Origin of the sequence: Acinetobacter sp. KAM396, from assembly GCF_021602765.1 — a bacterium.
In the GTDB taxonomy this organism is placed as follows: domain Bacteria; phylum Pseudomonadota; class Gammaproteobacteria; order Pseudomonadales; family Moraxellaceae; genus Acinetobacter; species Acinetobacter towneri_A.
Window position 1 is genome coordinate 1 of the sequence record NZ_BPPH01000005.1, and the last position, 20,135, is coordinate 20,135.

At 42.3% G+C, this 20,135-nt stretch carries 22 protein-coding genes and 4 tRNA genes; 4 read left to right on the forward strand and 22 right to left on the reverse strand.

The window, feature by feature from the left end:
• Positions 1-89: 89 nt before the first annotated feature.
• The 4 genes from L6C30_RS04270 to rpoD form a co-directional block, all read right to left on the reverse strand.
• Entirely contained in the window at positions 90-635 is a 546-nt protein-coding gene (locus tag L6C30_RS04270; protein WP_236162474.1) for a hypothetical protein, read from the reverse strand.
• Between the two features lie 75 nt (positions 636-710).
• A complete protein-coding gene (lipB, locus tag L6C30_RS04275; protein WP_070153958.1) occupies positions 711-1,367 on the reverse strand; it encodes a lipoyl(octanoyl) transferase LipB in 657 nt (218 codons plus the stop codon).
• A gap of 153 nt (positions 1,368-1,520) precedes the next feature.
• Positions 1,521-1,814 carry a YbeD family protein gene (locus L6C30_RS04280; RefSeq protein WP_019837061.1) on the reverse strand — a complete coding sequence of 98 codons (294 nt, stop codon included), beginning with the start codon at positions 1,812-1,814 and terminating at the stop codon, positions 1,521-1,523.
• 114 nt (positions 1,815-1,928) lie between these two features.
• Complete coding sequence (gene rpoD, locus L6C30_RS04285) at positions 1,929-3,815, reverse strand: RNA polymerase sigma factor RpoD (protein WP_019837062.1); 1,887 nt, start codon at positions 3,813-3,815, stop codon at positions 1,929-1,931.
• A 373-nt stretch (positions 3,816-4,188) separates the two neighbouring features.
• On the opposite strand from rpoD, the gene L6C30_RS04290 reads away from it, so the two are divergent.
• Entirely contained in the window at positions 4,189-4,389 is a 201-nt protein-coding gene (locus L6C30_RS04290) for a PA3496 family putative envelope integrity protein (protein ID WP_019837063.1), read from the forward strand.
• Between the two features lie 68 nt (positions 4,390-4,457).
• The gene (locus tag L6C30_RS04295; protein ID WP_070153956.1) at positions 4,458-4,982 is read left to right on the forward strand and encodes a YecA family protein; all 525 of its coding nucleotides are present in this window, start codon (positions 4,458-4,460) and stop codon (positions 4,980-4,982) included.
• 138 nt (positions 4,983-5,120) lie between these two features.
• Here the strand turns inward: L6C30_RS04295 and L6C30_RS04300 are convergent, their stop codons facing one another.
• The 5 genes from L6C30_RS04300 to L6C30_RS04320 form a co-directional block, all read right to left on the reverse strand.
• On the reverse strand, positions 5,121-5,663 hold the full coding sequence (locus L6C30_RS04300; protein WP_019837065.1) for a hypothetical protein: 543 nt from the start codon (positions 5,661-5,663) through the stop codon (positions 5,121-5,123).
• A 225-nt stretch (positions 5,664-5,888) separates the two neighbouring features.
• Entirely contained in the window at positions 5,889-6,305 is a 417-nt protein-coding gene (locus L6C30_RS04305; protein WP_070153955.1) for an ABZJ_00895 family protein, read from the reverse strand.
• A gap of 48 nt (positions 6,306-6,353) precedes the next feature.
• Positions 6,354-6,968 (reverse strand): DedA family protein, encoded by a 615-nt coding sequence (locus tag L6C30_RS04310; RefSeq protein WP_019837067.1) that lies wholly within the window; start codon positions 6,966-6,968, stop codon positions 6,354-6,356.
• 75 nt (positions 6,969-7,043) lie between these two features.
• Positions 7,044-7,331: a hypothetical protein gene (locus L6C30_RS04315; RefSeq protein WP_070153954.1), complete on the reverse strand. Its 288-nt coding sequence runs from the start codon at positions 7,329-7,331 to the stop codon at positions 7,044-7,046.
• Positions 7,332-7,667: 336 nt separating this feature from the next.
• Entirely contained in the window at positions 7,668-8,600 is a 933-nt protein-coding gene (locus L6C30_RS04320; protein ID WP_070153953.1) for a rhodanese-related sulfurtransferase, read from the reverse strand.
• Between the two features lie 218 nt (positions 8,601-8,818).
• Here L6C30_RS04320 and L6C30_RS04325 point away from each other — a divergent pair, with 218 nt between their 5' ends.
• Positions 8,819-9,304, forward strand: a complete 486-nt coding sequence (locus L6C30_RS04325; RefSeq protein WP_230244050.1) for a DUF1289 domain-containing protein — start codon at positions 8,819-8,821, stop codon at positions 9,302-9,304.
• Positions 9,305-9,409: 105 nt separating this feature from the next.
• Here L6C30_RS04325 and panD read toward each other — a convergent pair whose 3' ends face one another.
• The 11 genes from panD to L6C30_RS04380 form a co-directional block, all read right to left on the reverse strand.
• Entirely contained in the window at positions 9,410-9,790 is a 381-nt protein-coding gene (gene panD / locus L6C30_RS04330) for an aspartate 1-decarboxylase (RefSeq protein WP_004972232.1), read from the reverse strand.
• 146 nt (positions 9,791-9,936) lie between these two features.
• The gene (gene pth / locus L6C30_RS04335) at positions 9,937-10,518 is read right to left on the reverse strand and encodes an aminoacyl-tRNA hydrolase (RefSeq protein WP_230244051.1); all 582 of its coding nucleotides are present in this window, start codon (positions 10,516-10,518) and stop codon (positions 9,937-9,939) included.
• An 18-nt stretch (positions 10,519-10,536) separates the two neighbouring features.
• On the reverse strand, positions 10,537-10,833 hold the full coding sequence (rplY, locus tag L6C30_RS04340) for a 50S ribosomal protein L25 (protein WP_070153949.1): 297 nt from the start codon (positions 10,831-10,833) through the stop codon (positions 10,537-10,539).
• 102 nt (positions 10,834-10,935) lie between these two features.
• A complete protein-coding gene (locus L6C30_RS04345) occupies positions 10,936-11,889 on the reverse strand; it encodes a ribose-phosphate pyrophosphokinase (protein ID WP_004972226.1) in 954 nt (317 codons plus the stop codon).
• A 36-nt stretch (positions 11,890-11,925) separates the two neighbouring features.
• A tRNA-Gln gene (locus L6C30_RS04350) sits at positions 11,926-12,000 on the reverse strand.
• A 93-nt stretch (positions 12,001-12,093) separates the two neighbouring features.
• Positions 12,094-12,168: transfer RNA gene (locus L6C30_RS04355), tRNA-Gln, on the reverse strand.
• 19 nt (positions 12,169-12,187) lie between these two features.
• Positions 12,188-12,262, reverse strand: a tRNA-Gln gene (locus L6C30_RS04360).
• Positions 12,263-12,289: 27 nt separating this feature from the next.
• A tRNA-Gln gene (locus L6C30_RS04365) sits at positions 12,290-12,364 on the reverse strand.
• A complete protein-coding gene (gene ispE, locus L6C30_RS04370; RefSeq protein ID WP_026438066.1) occupies positions 12,363-13,193 on the reverse strand; it encodes a 4-(cytidine 5'-diphospho)-2-C-methyl-D-erythritol kinase in 831 nt (276 codons plus the stop codon). Before ispE ends, L6C30_RS04365 begins: the two co-directional genes overlap by 2 nt.
• A 19-nt stretch (positions 13,194-13,212) precedes the next feature.
• Positions 13,213-13,791, reverse strand: coding sequence for a lipoprotein insertase outer membrane protein LolB (gene lolB / locus L6C30_RS04375; RefSeq protein WP_070153948.1), 579 nt, complete (start codon positions 13,789-13,791; stop codon positions 13,213-13,215).
• Positions 13,792-13,798: 7 nt separating this feature from the next.
• Positions 13,799-15,511: a tetratricopeptide repeat protein gene (locus L6C30_RS04380; RefSeq protein ID WP_236162475.1), complete on the reverse strand. Its 1,713-nt coding sequence runs from the start codon at positions 15,509-15,511 to the stop codon at positions 13,799-13,801.
• Positions 15,512-15,590: 79 nt separating this feature from the next.
• Here L6C30_RS04380 and hemA point away from each other — a divergent pair, with 79 nt between their 5' ends.
• Positions 15,591-16,865: a glutamyl-tRNA reductase gene (gene hemA, locus L6C30_RS04385; RefSeq protein WP_019836799.1), complete on the forward strand. Its 1,275-nt coding sequence runs from the start codon at positions 15,591-15,593 to the stop codon at positions 16,863-16,865.
• 73 nt (positions 16,866-16,938) lie between these two features.
• On the opposite strand, the gene L6C30_RS04390 is transcribed toward hemA, so the two are convergent.
• Together L6C30_RS04390 and L6C30_RS04395 are read right to left on the reverse strand one after the other, a co-directional pair.
• The gene (locus tag L6C30_RS04390; protein ID WP_230244052.1) at positions 16,939-18,909 is read right to left on the reverse strand and encodes a DNA primase; all 1,971 of its coding nucleotides are present in this window, start codon (positions 18,907-18,909) and stop codon (positions 16,939-16,941) included.
• Between the two features lie 196 nt (positions 18,910-19,105).
• Positions 19,106-20,086: an outer membrane protein assembly factor BamD gene (locus tag L6C30_RS04395; protein WP_019836796.1), complete on the reverse strand. Its 981-nt coding sequence runs from the start codon at positions 20,084-20,086 to the stop codon at positions 19,106-19,108.
• Positions 20,087-20,135 lie beyond the last annotated feature (49 nt).

Sequence of the window (20,135 nt, forward strand, 5' to 3'; positions counted from 1 at the left end):
TTTGTTTAAGATAAGATATAACTCATTGAGATGTGTCATAGTATTCGTCGTTAGAAAACAATTATTGTGACATTATTTCAATGAGTTATCTATTTTTGTCGTGTACAGAGCCGTTTGAAATAAGATTGGGCAACTTTTAAATAGATATTGGCTGCACCTGATAGTTTTTCTTTTAAGCTGAGTTCAGTCGGATATTGTTTTACCGCCAGTTCTGCCAGTAATTTAGGCAAGATGAGCGCTTCCATTTTATTCAGGCAACGTACCAAGCGAATTGCATAAGATACATCACCATCGGCAATCATGCGGTCATGCGCAAAAGCCTGTGCGGTACTTTCCTGAAATGAAAACACTAAAAATGCATGATTTAAGTGTTTGAAGGTAATGGTTAAATCGGGTTTTTGTGCCGTATTCTGTAACAGTTCTAATTGATGATCCGCAGTGACTTTGGCAACAAAGGCTGGACCATTCGGAAAAACTTTCATAGACAACACAAAGTTGCTGGGAAATTTGGCAACTTCTTGTTTAATTTCTTCATCGACCTGACTTGCCATGACTAAACCTCTGCCAATCACATCCATCATGAGTTTGACATAGGCCAGTTGCAAAGCGGGTTTCACAGATTTAGTTGAAATCACGCGCTGAATCCCTGTGTTATAAATCATTATTTAGAGTAAATACTCTATTTTATTTCTTATTGAAAAGAAAGCCATTTATACGTGAATGACTTGTACGTCATTAAAGTAACCGCTGTTTTGTAAAGTTGCAATGATATCTGCGCAGAAGTTTTCAAAATGTGGATAGTCATTGACTAAATCCATCACACGTACCATTTCCAAACCTGCATAGCCGCAAGGGTTTATACTTTGAAAACCTGTTAAATCACAATCAATATTAAGAGCTAAACCGTGATAACTACGACCTTTGCGAATTTTAAAACCGAGCGAGCCAATTTTTCGTTCATTGACATATACTCCTGGTGCATCGGCTTTGGCATAGGCATCAACGCCGTATTTTTTTAGCAGTTCAATCATCAAATTTTCGGCATAAGACACCAACGTACGGACATTCCAGCCTAAACGGTTCAGGTCAAACATGAAATAGGCAACCAATTGACCTGGGCCATGCCATGTAACTTGACCACCGCGATCCGTCTGTACTACAGGAATATCCGTTGCCATTAAGATATGTTCGGCTTTACCTGCTTGCCCTTGGGTGAGTACATTAGGATGTTGCAAAATCCAGAGTTGGTCAGGGCTGTCAGCATCACGTTGTTCAGTCCAGTATTTCATTTCCTGAAAACGTGCTTCATAGTCAGTCAGGTCATGATATTGACGAATAATCAGGTTTGGCCGTTGTGCAGTATCCACAGAGATGCAGTCCTATCCATAAAAGCAAGAAATTGATTTTATTATACGAAAATGTCGTGGGTGTAGGGGATTTGTGGATGGAATAAGATTTTAGCAGCACAGAAACAAAAAAACACGCCCGAAAGCGTGTTATTTGAAAATCAATCTACAAAATTACAATGCAGTTTTAATCAAAGGGCAGGCTGCCAAATCTGCATAAATGGCATGCACTTGTTCCAATTCTTCAAAACGCAATTGTGCTGTAATTGAATGATACTTGCCTGTGCGTGATGGGGTAATGCTGATGCTTTGTGCATCAAACTCAGGGAAGTGTTTCACTAAAATTTCAACCACAGCAATACGCAGTTCATCACCCGCGTCACCAATGAGTTTAATTGGGTAATCCATTGGAAACACCCAAAGATGCTCTTGCAGTTCACGAGATGGGGTACGGTTGAATAACGTCATAAGCGTGTGTCTCTATTTCTATATCAAACGCCTGCTTAGGGCAGGCGTTTTTTGGTCTTGTTGAATAAATGAGGCTGAATTTTAAAATTTCAATAGCTCATTTATGCAGCAATTTTAGTCATTTTCTAAGAATGAACGTAAGTGTTCAGAACGAGAAGGATGACGAAGTTTACGTAAGGCTTTGGCTTCAATCTGACGGATACGTTCACGGGTCACATCAAACTGCTTACCCACTTCTTCCAAAGTATGATCGGTTGGCATATCAATACCAAAACGCATTTTCAGAACTTTGGCTTCACGTTCAGTCAAATTTTCAAGCACTTCACGGGTCGCTTCTTTTAAGCCTTCAGAGGTTGCCGCATCAACAGGTGAGGTGATGTTGCTGTCCTCAATGAAGTCACCCAAATGAGAATCTTCATCATCACCAATTGGCGTTTCCATAGAAATCGGCTCTTTGGCAATTTTCAGCACTTTACGAACTTTAACTTCGTCCATTTCCAAACGTTCGCCTAATTCTTCTGGAGTCGGTTCACGACCCATTTCTTGAAGCAATTGACGCGATACACGGTTGATCTTGTTAATAGTTTCGATCATGTGTACTGGAATACGAATGGTACGCGCTTGGTCGGCAATAGAACGGGTAATCGCCTGACGAATCCACCATGTTGCATAAGTCGAGAACTTATAACCACGACGGTATTCAAACTTGTCTACCGCTTTCATCAAGCCGATGTTACCTTCTTGAATCAAGTCTAGGAATTGTAAACCACGGTTGGTGTATTTTTTCGCAATCGAAATCACCAAGCGTAAGTTGGCTTCAACCATTTCTTTCTTCGCACGACGGGCTTTAGCTTCACCTACTGCCATACGTTTAGAAATGTCTTTGATGCCTTTCACATCTAAGCCTAACTCTTTTTCAATGTCGGCAATTTTTTGTTGGAATGCCAAAATATCTGGACGTACTTTTTCCAAATAACCTTTTTGGTCGGCAGGTGCTTTGGCAATGTGCTCATCTAACCAAGCAAAGTTAGATTCCTGACCTGGGAATGAGGTACGGAATACAGTACGATCCATACGACCACGACGTACCGCATAACGCATCACTTCACGTTCAGCAGTACGAATTTGTTCATGTGTACCACGAATCATTTCCGAAATAATATCGAATAAACGTGGCGTAAATTTAAACATCATGAATACCGTCGCTAAAGCTTCTAAAGCTTCTTGTGCTTCGGCACTTTCACGACCATGTTTTTCAATAGCTGCAATTTTTGCAAGATAAGCCTGTTCCAATTCACCAAAACGCATTCTTGCAATTTCTGGGTCTGGACCTGAATCTGCTTCTGATTCTTCTTCGGCTTCAGCCTCTTCTTCCTCATCGTCATCATCAAGTTTAACGTCTTTGGTCGGTTTGTTGCTGGTATCTTCTTCTTTGTCTAAATCGGCTTCGTCCTCTAAAACTTCTGGAATTTCTTCATCGGTTTCAGGGTCTAAATAACCTGATAAAATATCAGCAAGGCGACGTTCACCTGCTTCATAATCTTTATATTCTTGCAGTACCACTTGCACAGCGTTTGGCCAGTAGGCAATCGAGTGAAGTACATCGCGAATCCCTTCTTCAATACGTTTCGCGATGCTAATTTCACCTTCACGCGTTAACAGCTCAACCGTACCCATTTCACGCATATACATGCGCACAGGGTCTGTGGTGCGACCAGGCTCATTTTCTACAGAGGCAAGTACGGCGGCAGCTTCTTCTTCAGCAACTTCGTCGGCAGCTTCCGCATTACCCTCAAACATTGCATCATCAGATTCAGGCGCACGTTCATGCACAGGAATACCGACGTCTTGAAGCATTTGAATAATGTCTTCAATCTGCTCGCTTTCTGTGATTGAGTCCGGGAGATGATCGTTAACCTCAGCGTAAGTTAGGTAACCTTGCTCTTTGCCTCGGCTAATCAGAGCCGCTACTTGCGAAGTAGGGGAATTCATATCGCTCATCTTTGCTTACTCTTCGTTGAATCTGTGGCAGTGAAAAACCGTGCATGATAGCACAATTCGCTTTAAATAAGGGGGGAATTGATCAATCAAGCATGATTTTAAAATGATGTTTGAATGAAGAATTTGATAGGAATATGGGGCTTTAATACTGTTTTTCAAGTCAATTTCCTTTTTGCCCACAAAATATTTTTATGATTGGGGCGAATCTCAAATAATGATACTAACTTGTCCATAAATACACAAATTTCCCCCAAGGCTGCAAGCGGTTTATGTTGCAGTTATTTGAAAAAAATAAATAAAACTTGACAATGGTGAAAAAGGCAGATAAATAGCGGCTTGACCCTTCACATTTTTTCATTCTGAGGTAGTTTTAGTGTCTTCTACAGATTTTGAACTAGATGATAACTACGGTGATGATGATGTTAATTTCGATGAGGCATCAAACAAAATAAGCGCGAAAGAATCTTTAGAAAAGCGCCGTTTGATTGATGATTTACTCGCACAACGTCGTTTGGAGCGTGAGCTCAAAGATTTTGATTACGATTTTGACGATGATGACGACGAAGATGACTAAAATCAGGTACTGTATCGGGCATTGAAAATGTTATGCTACACCCCTAAATTGACACCGATGGATTTGAAATGACTGCTTTAGATTTAGACCTGTTAAGTGAATATCTAGATGGCGACCAAAACGAGCATGGTCTAGACTTCGCTGCAACGCATGGTTTCTTGTGCGCCATTGCAGTTGGACCTCAATTTGACCCATGGTTAAATGAATTGTTTGAAGGCAATCAAAAGAAAGTCCCTGCCGAAATTATTGCGCAAATTGAGGCTTGGTTAGAAAGCATTCGCCAAAGTTTAGCCAATGAAGAAGGCATTGAGTTTCCATTTGAAATTGAAGAAGCAGAAGTTGATTCAAGTTTAGGTGATTGGAGCGTTGGCTTTGTCGATGCGATGTTCTTAAACGAAGAAGCGTGGTTTAGACCTGAATTTGAAGAACAATTGGTTGATTTAACTTTGCCAATGATGGTGTTCAGTGGCATTGATGAAGAAGATCCACAGATGGAAGCTTTCCGTCGAAACGGTCAGTTAATGGACGAAATAGCAGAAGAAATTCCTGAGAATCTGAATGAGTTGTATTTAATGTATCACACGCCTGATTAAGCTGCAAAATTTATTTGAGAGATTCAGTTTTTTGCATATATGAAGGGTTTATCCGCAAAAAGCACTGCTAAATGCAGTGCTTTTTTGTGGCTCTAAGATGAATAGATTTGTGCTATATATGTAGCGGAACTTTGCCCACTAGCGTGTAGCGCGATCCCAAGCATCTTTTACCGCAAATTTGGCTTGTTCCCACGTTAAGCGAGAACTCCCTTTAATATGTTCCCATTTCCCTTTTAAATCGTGTTCCACATCTTCAAAGCGGGTATGTGCATCATAGTGTGGGCGGTTTTCATAACCAACACGGTAGGCATTTTGATAGTCACGTTCATATTCTAAATCGGGGTAATGACTACGTGTTTGAGCATAATAGTCTGTATTGAGACTATTGGCACGCCAGTACGTTTCTTCTTCTGTAGGGTTTACTGCTTCTGCAGCGCCTTTACCAGCCAAGCCACCAACAACGGCACCTACAGCACCACCCACCACAGCACCTACTGGACCACCTAATGCGCCAACGGTTGCACCTGTTGCCGCACCCCCAACTGCGCCAAGACCTGTACCAACAGGGTGTGCACCAGGTTCTCCTGTAATTGGGTCGGCATTTAAACGATCACGCTCTTCTTTGGGTAAGTTTTTAACCACATCACGGTCAATCTTATCATTGCGTTCAAAATCTGACATCCGAATCACCTTTTTCTCTTTGTATGCGTTATTGCGTTTTTATATTCATAAACCGCTATGAATAGGTTTAATTTACGCTGCTACAATGTAGATTTGTACTCTATTCAGAATGTGTTTCAGTTACAGCGCATGTCCGACGTAAATTTATGTGTCATATATCAGCCTGATGTTAATTTTAAGTGTTTACTGTTATGGTTCAATGTAAAATACGCGCTTTAGGTAAGCTTATAAAAACGTTTTGTGATAATAACGATTCGCATACCAACCATAAGCAACATGAAAAATTGCGCCATGAATTGCAATCAAACACAGCATCACCACCGCAGACAAAGCCAGTCCTGCTTTATCTGCAGCTTGTAAAATGGCCTCAGCATTCGGGTTCATGAGCACTAAGAAAAACACAAAGAAGCTGCCAATAATAATCGCGACTGCACTTGAGCCCCAGACCAGTTGAATTTTTTCATCACTGCTCGGTAAGCGTTGTTCTTTTTTGACAAAATGTCCTGCGCTAATGAATGCTGCGGCAATTAATGCAGGGAGTAAGGTTAAGCCACCTAAGTTCAGACCAAAAATCAATACGCTAATGAGTAAGACCAGCGCAATACTGTAAACCGCAGCAAAAAATAATAAATATGGTTTCATGTCTGATTTTCCCCAAAAAATTGATTCAATTACGCAGCAACGAGCGCATTAGTCACGCATTTTACGTTTATGCCTACGGTATAAAAGCATGGCGATGACTAAGAGCACCAAGCCGATAATGACATGACTGACCTGACTGAAAATTTGCTGCATCAATTGTTGGTTTTCACCAAAATAATAACCCAGGCAGGCTAAAAAAGTGGTCCAGATGATTGTGCCTAAACCACTATAAAACATAAATTTCCAAAATGGCATGTGACTCATGCCTGCAGGAATACTAATCAGAGAACGAATGGCGGGAATCATGCGCCCAAAAAATACAATCCGATGTCCATATTGTTCAAACCAATGTAGGGAGTTTCGGACATCTTGTTCTTTAATCCATAGATATTTACCGTAGCGATTCACCCAGTGGTAAATACTTTCGTGTTTACAGCGATAACCCACCCAATACAACACTGCCGCCGCGACCAATGAGCCGATACAGCCCGCAATAATGACACCCAATAGCAATAATTGCCCTTGCGATGCAGAGTAGCCTGCAGAGGGCATAATAATTTCAGAGGGAACAGGTGGAAAGACATTATCCAGAAACATCAACAGGGCAATACCTAGGTAGCCCAGTTGTTCCATAATGGAAATAATCCATTCAGTTAAGTTCATGCAAGTCGTGCTTTAGAAAAGTGCTTCTATCCTAAGCAGTATTGGTCAAACAGTAAAGTCTTGCGCAATCTGGACTTAATCAAGCTCTGCATGGGTCAGGGTATAGATATATACACGTCTTAAGCTATACGCCACGAGGATAGGGATGGCACAGAGCAGGGCGTAATTCAAGAAATGCGCTTGCAGATGGTAGCCTACAAATGCCGCAATAATACCGCCTAAAATTGCACCTAAAGCTACAATAAAAGTATGTGATTTATGTTCCAAACAATCTTGCATTGTTGCACTATGCGCAGCAGTCACCGCTTTTACAGGCGTAAAACGTAGTGTGTGCATTGAATTTGAAATTGTTGTTTTAGGCATAGCGTCACTCCTGATTGCGGCATATAAATTTAGGAATACATAACGATCCTTGAATTTTGGGTCACGGAATATGTTGAGTTTGTGCTGAACATCCGCACGAATAGAGCCACAAATTTTGTGGCTTATTTTGATTGAATGCTATCACCTAATCAGGGGATATTGCGCAATGCTTGGTAAACATGCGTTGTAATTTTATGTTCTATGTAATCTTGCATGAAGCGTATAGATGGACATAAAAAAATCCCCATACAGGATGAGGACTTTTCATGATCGATGGTCGATACAACATTAACATGGCTTTAATTAGCCTTATTGATGTGTATGAGCCTGTATTGATTACAGACGTTTACGTTTAGCTGCGGCAATTTGTGATTGGCGCATACGGAAACCTTCTTTTTGTTTCTCGCTGGTTTTATCAATACAGTACACGCAAGATACGCCGTGTTCATAGCTTGGTAATTCAACTTCTTTAGGCAGTAATGGCCAACCGCAAGCATGACATTTGGTGTTTTGACCTTCTTGCATGCCATGTGTTACCGCTGTACGACCATCAAATACGAAACATTCGCCTTCCCATAAGCTTTCATCGGCTGGTGTTTCTTCTAAGTATTTGAGTACGCCACCTTTTAAGTGATAGACCTCGGTAAAACCTTCTTGTAACAATAAAGAGGTCGATTTTTCACAACGAATCCCGCCTGTGCAGAACATCGCAATTTTTTTGTCTTTATGCTGTTCTAGGTTTTTTTTCACATATTCTGGAAATTCACGGAACGTTTCAGTTTTTGGGTCAATTGCGCCCTTAAACGTTCCTGCTTTGTATTCATAGTCATTACGGGTATCAATCAGAATAACATCGTCACGGGCAATCAGTTCATTCCATTCTTTCGGGTCTAGGTAGTGACCGACTAAATCACGTGGTTTTACTTCTACACCCAAAGTCACAATTTCTTTTTTGAGCTTGATTTTCATTTTACGGAATGGCTTTTCAGAGCTATGTGACTCTTTGTATTCCATTGATGTAAAACCTTCATCCCACAGAAATTGATGAACTTGATCAATGGCGGCACGATCACCCGCCACAGTTCCATTAATGCCTTCACCTGCCACAATAAGAGTACCGCAAAGGTTGATTGAATTTACCAAATCTAATAAGCGTTGTTGAAGATCGGCAGGATCTGAAACTTCTTTGAATTGATAAAGTGCGGCAACAACCCAAGTCGTGGTCGCTGGCTGTTCTACAGGTGCAAGCTGTTCTACAGTAGCGTTCATGGAGTACTCCAATAGATGAAAGACAAAAATTTAAGGCGCATATTCTAACCTGCTTTGTGTGAATATGCGAGAAAACCGAGCGCGGTACATGGTTTGTAAAGCACGACACAACATTTTAAAAATGGAGCAGAACGGAGTATGATGCCACTCGTTTCAAAGAAGAATGTTGTGTTCATATTGATGCGTCAACAGGTGTTGTTAAATATTGGAGTGTTGTGTTGAGTAAGGATCGTCAAATTGCCACTTTAACCCCGTGTGCAGGTCGTTGTTCTACGGTGTTTGGTGATGCTGTCTGTCGAGGTTGCCGTCGTTTTAACCATGAAGTGATTCAATGGAATAGTTATACGCCTGAACAACACACTGCCGTTTGGCGTCGCTTAGATGCACAGCTTGATCAGATTTTAGTGCCTATGCTGCCTTTTGCCGACCTGTGTCATGTCGAAGAGTTTATCCGCTCTAAGCGTGTGCGTTTACGTGATGATGCTTCAAAAGGGCGTAAGCTGTATCATGCATTGAAAATTTGTGAAAAAAATCGACATTTTACCGATGAAAGCGGCTTGGGCATTCACGACAAAGAAGTGCGACCTTTGTGGCAAGAGTTTGAACGTCGTGTGTTGGCGCTTGCAACCGCAAGTTATGATTTTGCATTCTTACGTGCCGATGGCATCAGTCATAGCTTATTGCATAGCTTGCAAGATGACTAATTTGTAAGTCTTGCTATGAGGTCTGCAAAGAGTAGACAGACTTTTATTGAGCCATAAAAAAAACTCGCAAAATTTGCGAGTTTTTTTATTTTGTACAGGAATGGCTTAAGCCACTTGTACAGGAATACAGTTTGCAGTGTGGCTCACGGTATTGTCTGGGTTTGCATAGACCAAACGTGGTTCGTGCGCATTGGCTTCTGCTTCAGTGAAGTCACCAAAGGTTGCAATAATAATAATATCGCCTACATCGGCTTGGTGTGCAGCACCACCATTGACTGAAATGATGCCTGAGTTGTCTTCACCACGAATTGCATAAGTTGTGAAGCGCTTACCATTGGTCACGTTCCATACGTGGATTTCTTCATATTCACGAATGCCAGCCAAATCCATGAGTGTTCCGTCAATTGCACATGAACCTTCGTAGTGAAGTTCTGCATGAGTTACAAAAGCACGGTGGATTTTGCATTTTAATAAACGAGATAGCATGGTGAGCGTCTCCTTAGTGGACCTAAGATTTTATCTTATGGTTGAATTCAAACACTGCTTGCTGGATGTCAGTTCCGAGCAGAAAGCGCATTTTGCTCTGAAAATTGCGACATGGCAAGTGTGATTGTTCAACAATTGTGGATTCATCAGTTCGGTTTATAGGCATTGATTTGATTCATGGCTTGTTGTACTTCGCCATTGACCAGTAACTTGATACGACCTAATGCATGTGCAAGTGCATCATCCATTAAAGTTTGCTCGCTACTCGGTGCTTTGCTCAGTACATGACCAGACACGCGTTCTTTTGAACCCGGATGCCCAATACCAATGCGTAAACGATGGAAGTTTGGACCTGTGTGCGGCACGATGTCACGTAAACCATTATGTCCACCATGACCACCACCCGTTTTTAGGCGAATGATCCCTGGGCTCATATCCAGTTCATCATGAGCAATCAGCATTGCCTCAGGTGCAATTTGATAGAATTTGGCGAAGGGAACAACACTTTGACCAGAACGGTTCATAAAGGTTGTGGGTAATAACAGACGAACGTCTTGACCTTCGATATTACCACGTCCGCTGATCCCATGAAATTTAGGATCGACTTTTAATGCGATGCCATATTGATCTGCAAGGCGTTCTACAAACCAGAAGCCTGCATTATGGCGGGTTTGGGCATACTCTTTACCAGGGTTGCCCAAACCAACAATCAGTGAAATATTAGCCACTAATTACACCATAAACACTTATGCGCGTTTGAAGTCAGCGTGCATAGGTGTGTTTTTAGCAGGGTGACGTTGTAACGCTTGAATTTTCACGTTTTCAACTTTGTCACCGACTTTGATTTCTACAACTTCTTCAAAGAAAGCATTGCTTTCTAAAACTTTTACAAGCTCACGAAGTTCTAAAGTGATTGATACTGGTTCAGCGTCGCCACCATAAATGATAGCTGGAACTAATGCAGCGTGACGAAGGCGGCGGCTCGCACCTTTCCCTTGGTTAGCTGCTTCTCGCGCTTGAGCGTTTAATACGAAGTTTGCCATGATAGACATCCTTATTTTGAGTTTAAATAAACTAGATCTGCGACCAATCTAGTGATAGAAAACCCTGCCAAAGTGGCAGGGCTTTGAAAATTCAGCGCATTATTATAGATAAGAATCGAACATTGCGCTAATAGATTCTTCGTTGTTAATGCGACGAATTGTTTCTGCAACCATGCTTGCTACAGATACTTGGCGAATTTTACCAAGTGCTTGTGCTTCTTCTGAAAGAGGAATGGTGTCGGTAACAACCAGTTCATCAATCACAGAATTTTTCAGGTTTTCAATCGCTTTGCCTGAAAGTACAGGGTGGGTCGCATAAGCAACTACGCGGCGAGCACCAAAAGTTTTGAGCGCATCGGCAGCTTTGCATAATGTACCTGCAGTATCTACCATGTCATCTACAATGACACAGTCACGATCTTTTACATCACCAATCAAATGCATCACTTGTGATTCATTCGCTTTTTGACGACGTTTATCGATAATTGCAAGATCGATATCACCCATTTGTTTTGCAACAGCGCGTGCACGAACCACACCACCAACGTCTGGTGAAACTACCATGAGGTTGTCGTGTGACTGTTGACGCAGGTCAGCCAATAGCGCAGGCGTACCATAAATGTTGTCTACAGGGATGTCGAAGAAACCTTGAATTTGGTCTGCGTGCAAGTCAATCATCACCACACGGTCAATACCTACAGTGGTGAGCATATCTGCAACCACTTTAGCGGTAATTGGAACACGCGTAGAACGAGGACGACGGTCTTGGCGGGCATAACCGAAGTAAGGAATCACGGCGGTAATACGACCTGCACTTGCACGACGCAACGCGTCAGCCATCACCAAGATTTCCATGAGGTTGTCATTGGTTGGCGCACAAGTAGGTTGTACGATAAATACGTCTTTACCACGGACATTCTCGGTAATCTCTACAGCAATCTCACCATCAGAGAAGGTAGAAACTGATGCAGCACCTAAAGGAATGTGCAAGTGGCTTACGACTTTTTGAGCGAATTGTGGATGCGCGGTTCCACTAAAAACGACAAGATTGGGCATGAAGCACCCTTGGCGGTTGGTGTATGTAGGAATAGATGGCAGGGGTAGCTGGATTCGAACCAACGGATGCCGATATCAAAAACCGGTGCCTTACCACTTGGCGATACCCCTAATGCGGCAGAACTTTAATATTTTTACGGCACTCTGTCAAGGTGAGTTAACAGGATAACGCGAATAAAGGGTGTTCTGTCTAATGCGAGAAAATGGCAGGGGTAGCTGGATTCGAACCAACGGATGCCGATATCAAAAACCGGTGCCTTACCACTTGGCGATACCCCTAGATTTGATCACTGTAAGATGGCAGGGGTAGCTGGATTCGAACCAACGGATGCCGATATCAAAAACCGGTGCCTTACCACTTGGCGATACCCCTAATACAGTAATCTACAGGTGAATGAGATGGCAGGGGTAGCTGGATTCGAACCAACGGATGCCGATATCAAAAACCGGTGCCTTACCACTTGGCGATACCCCTATTGTACTGTGAAATGTCGTAATGGAGATTCATTTAAGCTATACACTAAGTACGCAGTACATGGTGAGTTCGCCAAAATGTGGTCTACATTCATTTCTGTAGTCACTTCAGTAAAGACACAAGCACCTGTACCTGTAAGCTTTGCTTGACCAAACTGGTCTAAATAACGCATTGCTTCATCTACTTCGGAGTATAAATTTCGCGCCACAGGCTCAAAATTATTTCCAAAGTCAGATGGCTTTATCTGATAGCCGCAGAATTTAGTGGGCTTCGTGTTTCTTGTCAATGTTTTTTGTGAAAAAAGTAGTTGAGTGCTGATAAAACAGTCAGGTTTTAACACAATATATTGTTTTGGGGCTAAGTCTATGAATGTTAACTGTTCACCAATGCCTTCTGCCCATGCATTGCGACCATACACAAAGATCGGTACATCTGCTCCGAGCTGTAAACCCAGTTCTGCCAGTTTTTGAGTATCGAGGCCACATTGCCAAAGTTGATTGACCACAATTAAAGTGGTTGCGGCATTGGATGAACCGCCGCCAAGCCCTGCACCCATAGGGATGTGCTTCTCAATTGCTATATTTAAACCTGTGGTTTGTTTCGCGTAAGGCATTAAAATTTGCGTGGCTTTGTAAATCAGATTTTGTTCTAAATCGACGCTGTTTAAACCCTGAATGTGAATGCTTTGAGTATCATTGATTTCAAATTCTAGCCAGTCATATAAATCAATCAGTTGAAAAATAGTCTGCAATTCATGGTAGCCGTTGTCACGACGCCCAGTAATGTGCAAAAACAGATTTAATTTGGCAGGTGAGGGTACACGAATCATGACTAAACTTGGCAAGTGATTAACGATTTTGGATGAGCATTGTAATACGGTTTTCTTGCCCTGATTCAAGTCCCTGTTTCAAAATCAGGCGGTTTGGCAAACTGGCACTGTCGTTATAGCTCAAATCGACTGTCCAACCATCTTCAATAAATTGAGTTGGGCGCTGTTGGGGATCTTTTTGAATTTGGGCATTGACCGTTGCAGGTCGGGCTTGTACCCAATCGACCAAGTGGGTGATAGGCGCTTGCCAGCCCGTGGCTTGTTCTAACAGTTCTTCAGGACTTTCTGCATAAATTAACCCTGTTTTGGCACTATTGAGGGTGACTTGTCCAGGTTTTCCGTTAATTTGTGTTTTCCCAACGCCTAAAATGCCGCTCAGTTCAATGTCAAACTGCTGTTGCTGCTGTACCCAAGTAAAAAAGGCACTGCCAGATTGCTGTGGAGTGCGCACGCCAATTTTGCCTTGCAAGTTAAATTGATTTTCAGCTTCAACTTGCTGTGAAACATTGGCTGGTTTTTGTACGAAAGGCTGACAACCTGTCAGCACAAGGCTACTGGTGGCAAAAAGGGTTAATCCTAATTTTGAAAATAAACGCATGAATCATTTAACTCTTTTTAACTGGCTGCGGTAACAATAGCGAATTTAATTGTTGCAATTGCGGATCATTCGGATGATTTTGTTGTAATTGTTGTAACACTTGGCTGAATTTTTGAATATTACCTTGCATATACAACGATTTTGCATAACGTGAGCCAATCGCGGCACTATGACTCAGTGCGTAGGCTTTTTCCAACGCTTGAGCCGAAGCGGTATAGTCATTTTGTAAATAGCTGACATAACCTAAGGTATCTAAAATAGAGGCCTGTTCAGGAGCAAACTCAAGTGCTTGCTCAACATAGCGACGCGCTTCGTCTAAACGGCGATTTTGAAGCGCAAGGGTATAGGCGTACGCATTTAAATAGGTTGGGCTGTTCGGCTCAATTTCCAGTAACTTGGTGAGCAGTTGATCCAGTTTGTCTTTTTCCTGATGTGCATCGAGTAGTAAGACTTCTGAATAGATCAGATCAGGATCATCGGGTAGGTTTTTGATGGCTTCATCCAGCAAACGCAGAGCCGCTTTTTTATTGTCCATACGTTTTAAAATATCGGCCTGTGCCTGATATAAAAAACTGGCATGCTGTGGATAATTGACCCGTTCCTGCGTTAAAAAGCGCAGTGCATCGTTTAGTTTATCTTGCTGGGCAAAAATACTGATCATGTTGCGACGTGAAACGGTATAGAGGCTACCATCGACCAAACGATAATAGGCTTTGGCTGTTTCAAAATGCTGTTTACGTTCGGCATTGACCGCCAAATAGAAATAGGCTTCGTTTTGATATTGTGCCGAATAGCGCAGCTCTACCAAATACTTTTCAGCTTTTTCGTATTGTTGTAAGTCAATACTGGTCAAACCTGCAATAAATAAGGCTTCATCTTCCGTAGGCCATTTTTTTAAAATGGCTTCCAGCTTTGTTAGCGCCAAAGTTGCTTCATTTTTTTTGACCAGATATTTGGCTTCGGCTAAACGGACTTCAAAATTATTTTTGTGTTTACGGCTAGATTTGGCATACCAAGCTGCTGTTTCTTCTTCATTGCCGAGCGCGCTCAATAAATTGGCTTTCATTAAAATATAGCCAGTGACTTTCGGGCGTTTACGCAACGCTTGGTTAATGGTATCGAGGGCAGCTTGATATTGTCCATTTTGCGCTTTTAAACCTGCAATTAATACCAAAATCGATGGATTGAATTTGGCTTTGCTGGTGCGCAGAGCTTGAATCAAAAACTCACGGTCTTCCACAGATTCAGGAGAAATGCGTGCCAAAATTTGTTCTAAGTCAGCCGTTGCATCAATATTTAGAATTTTGTCTAAGGTTTCTGCGGCTAAGTCGTACTCATGTGCTTTTAGCGCAATGTGCGCCAAATAAAACAGCGCAGGCACATCGGATGGTTCTTGTACTACCCAATGTGTTGCAATGTCTAGTGCGGCGCTTAGGTCGTTTTGTTCAATCGCAACATTTAGGGCGCGTTGCTTAATAGAGGTCGAGTTATTCTTAATTGCCAAGACAGTATAGTTGTGTAATGCCGTTGGAATATCACCATAAGCCAAGGCAAACTCTGCGACCATGGTTTGTTTTACCGCATTATAATTTGAATTTGCATGATAAATTTCTTCAGATGCTCTAAGATGAGCAACTGAAGCCATGCTACCGACCAGTAAGAATGTGGTAGAATATTGCTTAATTGTAGCGCCGTATGGTCGGCTATTTGTTTGACGCAATTTTTTCTTTATCCAAGTAATGCTTTTTATGACACCGTTATTGCACAATAGCATAAATTTAGCGAAATGATGATCTGATATGTCTTTCTTTGCATTGGGTGTCAACCATCAAACCGCCTCTGTAGAGTTGCGTGAGCAAATTGCATTTAACCCAGAAAAATTAAGTGCCTTACTTGCTGAGCAAAGCCAACATCCCGAACTGAATGATTTGGTGGTGGTGTCTACCTGCAACCGTACCGAAGTCTACGCCATGTCTGAACATCCAGAACAGGTGTTGGATTGGCTTGCACAAGTGAATGGTATCGATGCACAGCAATTGAGTCGTCATGTTTATCGTTATGAGAATGCACAGGCGGTGTCGCATTTAATGCGTGTAGCCAGTGGGCTAGATTCTCTCATGTTGGGTGAGCCGCAAATTTTAGGTCAGGTCAAAACTGCCCTGTCTTTAGCTAAAGACGCGCATACGGTTTCGCAACAACTCAACCGAATTTTTGAATATGCTTTTTATGCTGCCAAACGGGTACGTTCAGAAACTGCCGTAGGTAGCCATGCTGTGTCGATGGGTTATGCGGTTGCGCAACTGGCGTTACAAGTTTTTAGTCACCCTGCAAAACTGACGGTGATGGTGGTGGCTGCAGGCGAAATGAATAGCCTTGTGGCAAAGCATTTAGCAGAAATGGGCGTCGCTAAAATATTAATTTGTAACCGTACCCGTGCCCGTGCCGAAACATTGGCGCAGGAAATTGCGCATCAGGTAGAAGTTGAAATTATTGAGTTTGATCAGCTTGCGGCTAATTTACATCGTGCCGATGTGATTTCAAGTTGTTCGGGAAGCTTGCATCAGGTGATTGCTTATCATGAGGTGAAAGCAGCTTTAAAAAAGCGCCGATATCAGCAAATGTTGTTAGTCGATTTGGCCGTACCACGTGATATAGATCCTAAAATAGAAAACTTGGATGGCGTGTATTTGTACGGGGTCGATGACTTGCAAAGCGTGATCGATGAAAACTTGGCACAGCGTCGTCAAGCTGCTGTGGAAGCAGAAGTCATGGTTAATCAGCTTGTGACTGAGTTGGTAACCCATCAAAAAGTTCAGCAAGCGGGTGCAACCATTCATGCTTACCGTGAACATGGCGAAAGCTTACGTCAGGAAGAATTAAACTTGGCGATGGCGCGTATTGCCAAAGGTGAAGATGCTGCACGGGTTATGCAAGAATTTTCTTATCGTTTAACTCAAAAATTACTCCATCCAACTTCTATTTTATTACGTGAAGCAGCCAAAGGCGATGAGCCTGAATGTTTTGAGTTTATGCAGGAAAATTTGGCAGCGACAATCAAAAGTCGTCGTAAATAAGCTGGATCATCGTGATTCACAAAAAATGATTGAGTTTGGTCGATATAAAACTCACTCTATAAGACCAGATTGTTTATTCCTCTAGCAAAGTTAGCGATCTTTTTTTATCAATTTCATAAATTTGATGTTTCAAACGCTTCATTTCTTCAATGCTGCTGAATTTTTTAGAGCGAATTTTTTGCTGTAAACAGTCGTATTGCAATTTAGTTGAAAAATCTTGAGCCAATTTATCAACATGCTCGGGAGAGGTTGTGTAATCACTGACATTGGCTTGTTGTAAAATACGCTGTAATTCATAGTGATACGCCGAACATGCACCCAAAATATAATATTTGGCTTGTTCAGGATCATCGGGTAGATCATCAAAAATAGTATTTAAAATATTTAAGATTTGATGCAGCAGGTGATCACTTGGAATCAGTGCACGTAACGGTTCAAAGTGAATATACAAATACGGATGATTGATTAGAATCGCAATCACATATTCTTCAGCATCAACTTTGGTGCTAAAACTCAAAGATGCATCGTTATTGGTCTGTGCCTGCCATTTACGGTTAAAGCCTAACTTTTCACGAAAAAACTGTTGCAGCAAATAACGATAAGAACCCGTTTTGGGCAAAAGTTCGGTCAATTGCCGGAGTTCGCCCATGACCTGACTTTTGCCTTCAGGGGTACTGATATTATGGCCTTGGGTGAGATGTGCAAAAACAAAATCTGACAGTAAAGGCGCCTGATCTAATAAACGTCGGAAATTTTCGATGCCCTCACGACGAATAAGTGAGTCTGGGTCGTGCTCATTCGGTAAAACAAAGAATTTCAGTTCACGCCCATCATTTAACAAAGGCAGCGCAATTTCCAATGTGCGACGTGCGGCTTTTTGACCTGCGGCATCTCCATCAAAAGCGATGGTAATGCGGTTATTTTGACGGAACAGAATATTTAAATGATCGGTATTGCTTGCTGTACCAAGTGTTGCTACAGCACCATAAACGCCGTATTGCTGTAAGGCAATCACATCCATATAGCCTTCAACCATTAAATAGTCTTGGGCTTTCAGTTTGCGTCCTTCATATAAACCATAGAGCAATTGGTTTTTATGAAACACTTCCGAGTCGGGCGAGTTGATGTATTTGGGTTTGATTTCATCATTCAGTGCACGGCCACCAAAGCCGACCACACGACCTTTGCTGTCACGGATTGGGAAAATCACCCGATCACGCAGTAAATCGAAGTCACGTCCTTTGTCACTGGTACGAATCAAGCCTAGAAGTTTTAAACCTGCAATATCTTGCGGAAAGGCTTTTTCTAAATGCTGCCAATCTTCAGGTGCATAACCCAAACGCCAAAACTGCAAGGTTTGTGCGGTTAAACCACGTTTTTGAAAATACTGCTGCGCGGCAGGGCTGTGCGGCAATTGCTGCTCATAATATTGCGCTACATTTTCTAGCAAGTCGTATAAGTTGCCTTCCTGTGCAGGAGTTTCCTGCGTGCTGTCCCATTGCTCAAAGCTTGCAAACGGGTCGGCACTGTTTTGAAATTCCGAGTTCTGAAATTCCGAATTTGCGTATTCAGCACTTTGAAATTCGGCAAAAGGATCAAAGTCGATGCCTGTAGCAACCAAAGCCTGCTCGTTTGTTGCAGCTTGAGTCGCAGAAATTTCGTTTTGTTCTTTTGCTGTTGGCTTGGGTTGAGCTATCGGTGTTGGCTTTTTGGCTTCGCGTTTATAAGAAAGTTTTTTATTGTCGTGCTGATCTTTCGGGAGTTCGATGCCTGTTTGACTGGCCAAGTCTTTCATGACATCTATAAAATTACGGTTATCAATATCCATTAAAAAACGGATGGCGTTACCATTTGCTTGACAACCAAAGCAATGATAATACTGCTTGTCACGATAGACGTGAAAAGACGGGCTTTTTTCCTGATGGAACGGGCAGCAGCCCGAATAGGTACGACCAGTTTTTTTTAATTTCACGCGCTGACCAATCAGATCGACAATATCGGTGCGATCTAAAATTTGATCAATCGTGTGCTGTGGAATGGCCATACGGTTTTTTCTGTTATCTCTTGGTAGTGAAAGGTTCGCCGAACAGGTCGAATACATCAGACTGTGCTGATTGACTCATTGAGTATTCTCTTTTTATCTTTTTCTAGGGCAGGAAACAAGCCCATAAAAGACCAAAGGGCAAGTATCATAACTTGCCCTTTGCATTTTTCAAAACTGAAAAACAGTCGTAAAGGTTTTATTCAGCACTGTCGTTTTCAGATTTTGGACGATCGAGCAAACCAAAACTCAAACGGTTGGTGAGGCTGCGTGACGGCTCTGCTTGCGCTTTAGCATCTGACTGCTGTGCTTCGGTGCTGCTTTGCGCTTCACGTCCGAAAATACCCAAAGTTGCACGATTAAGCCAGCTGGCATCATGGCGCGCAGCACGTAAATTCACGCTACCATCCGCTTTGACCAAGTTTGGATAATTCAGCTTCAACACATCAATATATTGCTGAGCCGTGGCTTGATCGCCCAATTTACCATAACCGTAAGCCACCGTTGCCAATGCTTCAGGAATTTGCGGTGTTTGCGGATAGTGTTCAATCACCCACAATGAGCGCTCAACTGCAGCCACCCATGCTTTACGTTTAATGTTATAACGTGCTGCATTCATTTCGGCTTCAGCCAGTTCCTGACCAATAAACTGCATACGCTGTGCCGCATCTACCGCATAAGTGCTTGATGGATAGCGACGGATAAAATCGACAAAGTTTTGATAGGCCAATTTTAAATAGCTAACATCACGGTGCGATTGCTTGAGCGAGGTATAACGCAACAAGCCATCATAGTTTTGTTCCATATTCGCCACGCCACGTACATAGTAGGCATAATCGGCTTTAGGGTGCTGCGGGTTCATGCGGATAAAACGATCTGCAACAGCAATTGCACCTTCATAATCCTTTTGCTGGAATTTTGCATACAACAATTCAAGCTGCGCCTGCTGCGCATAATCACCCGTTGGGTAATAGGTTTCTAAAGCTTCGAGATGCTTAACGGCATCGGTGTATTGACCACGATCCAGTGCTTTTTCTGCTTTTTCAATATAAACCTGTTCGCTAGATTGCGGACCAGTATCGACCACTTCTTTTTTTGGATTGCTGCTACAGCCCACAATTGCAGACGCAACGCCGAGTGAAAAAGCAAGCATTGTTATTTTATAACGTGGTAGCGACATAAAAATTCCTCTGTTAATACGGGCAATGAGCTACAATTGCGCTATTAAA

What these genes read in the sequence shown, in the direction of transcription:
- L6C30_RS04280 (WP_019837061.1), bottom strand. Translation starts at nt 1,814, where the DNA reads ATGACGTTATTCAACCGTACCCCATCTCGTGAACTGCAAGAGCATCTT.
- rpoD (WP_019837062.1), bottom strand. Translation starts at nt 3,815, where the DNA reads ATGAGCGATATGAATTCCCCTACTTCGCAAGTAGCGGCTCTGATTAGC.
- L6C30_RS04295 (WP_070153956.1), top strand. Translation starts at nt 4,458, where the DNA reads ATGACTGCTTTAGATTTAGACCTGTTAAGTGAATATCTAGATGGCGAC.
- L6C30_RS04300 (WP_019837065.1), bottom strand. Translation starts at nt 5,663, where the DNA reads ATGTCAGATTTTGAACGCAATGATAAGATTGACCGTGATGTGGTTAAA.
- L6C30_RS04305 (WP_070153955.1), bottom strand. Translation starts at nt 6,305, where the DNA reads ATGAAACCATATTTATTATTTTTTGCTGCGGTTTACAGTATTGCGCTG.
- L6C30_RS04310 (WP_019837067.1), bottom strand. Translation starts at nt 6,968, where the DNA reads ATGAACTTAACTGAATGGATTATTTCCATTATGGAACAACTGGGCTAC.
- L6C30_RS04315 (WP_070153954.1), bottom strand. Translation starts at nt 7,331, where the DNA reads ATGCCTAAAACAACAATTTCAAATTCAATGCACACACTACGTTTTACG.
- L6C30_RS04320 (WP_070153953.1), bottom strand. Translation starts at nt 8,600, where the DNA reads ATGAACGCTACTGTAGAACAGCTTGCACCTGTAGAACAGCCAGCGACC.
- panD (WP_004972232.1), bottom strand. Translation starts at nt 9,790, where the DNA reads ATGCTATCTCGTTTATTAAAATGCAAAATCCACCGTGCTTTTGTAACT.
- rplY (WP_070153949.1), bottom strand. Translation starts at nt 10,833, where the DNA reads ATGGCAAACTTCGTATTAAACGCTCAAGCGCGAGAAGCAGCTAACCAA.
- L6C30_RS04345 (WP_004972226.1), bottom strand. Translation starts at nt 11,889, where the DNA reads ATGCCCAATCTTGTCGTTTTTAGTGGAACCGCGCATCCACAATTCGCT.
- ispE (WP_026438066.1), bottom strand. Translation starts at nt 13,193, where the DNA reads ATGATTCGTGTACCCTCACCTGCCAAATTAAATCTGTTTTTGCACATT.
- lolB (WP_070153948.1), bottom strand. Translation starts at nt 13,791, where the DNA reads ATGCGTTTATTTTCAAAATTAGGATTAACCCTTTTTGCCACCAGTAGC.
- hemA (WP_019836799.1), top strand. Translation starts at nt 15,591, where the DNA reads ATGTCTTTCTTTGCATTGGGTGTCAACCATCAAACCGCCTCTGTAGAG.
- L6C30_RS04390 (WP_230244052.1), bottom strand. Translation starts at nt 18,909, where the DNA reads ATGGCCATTCCACAGCACACGATTGATCAAATTTTAGATCGCACCGAT.
- L6C30_RS04395 (WP_019836796.1), bottom strand. Translation starts at nt 20,086, where the DNA reads ATGTCGCTACCACGTTATAAAATAACAATGCTTGCTTTTTCACTCGGC.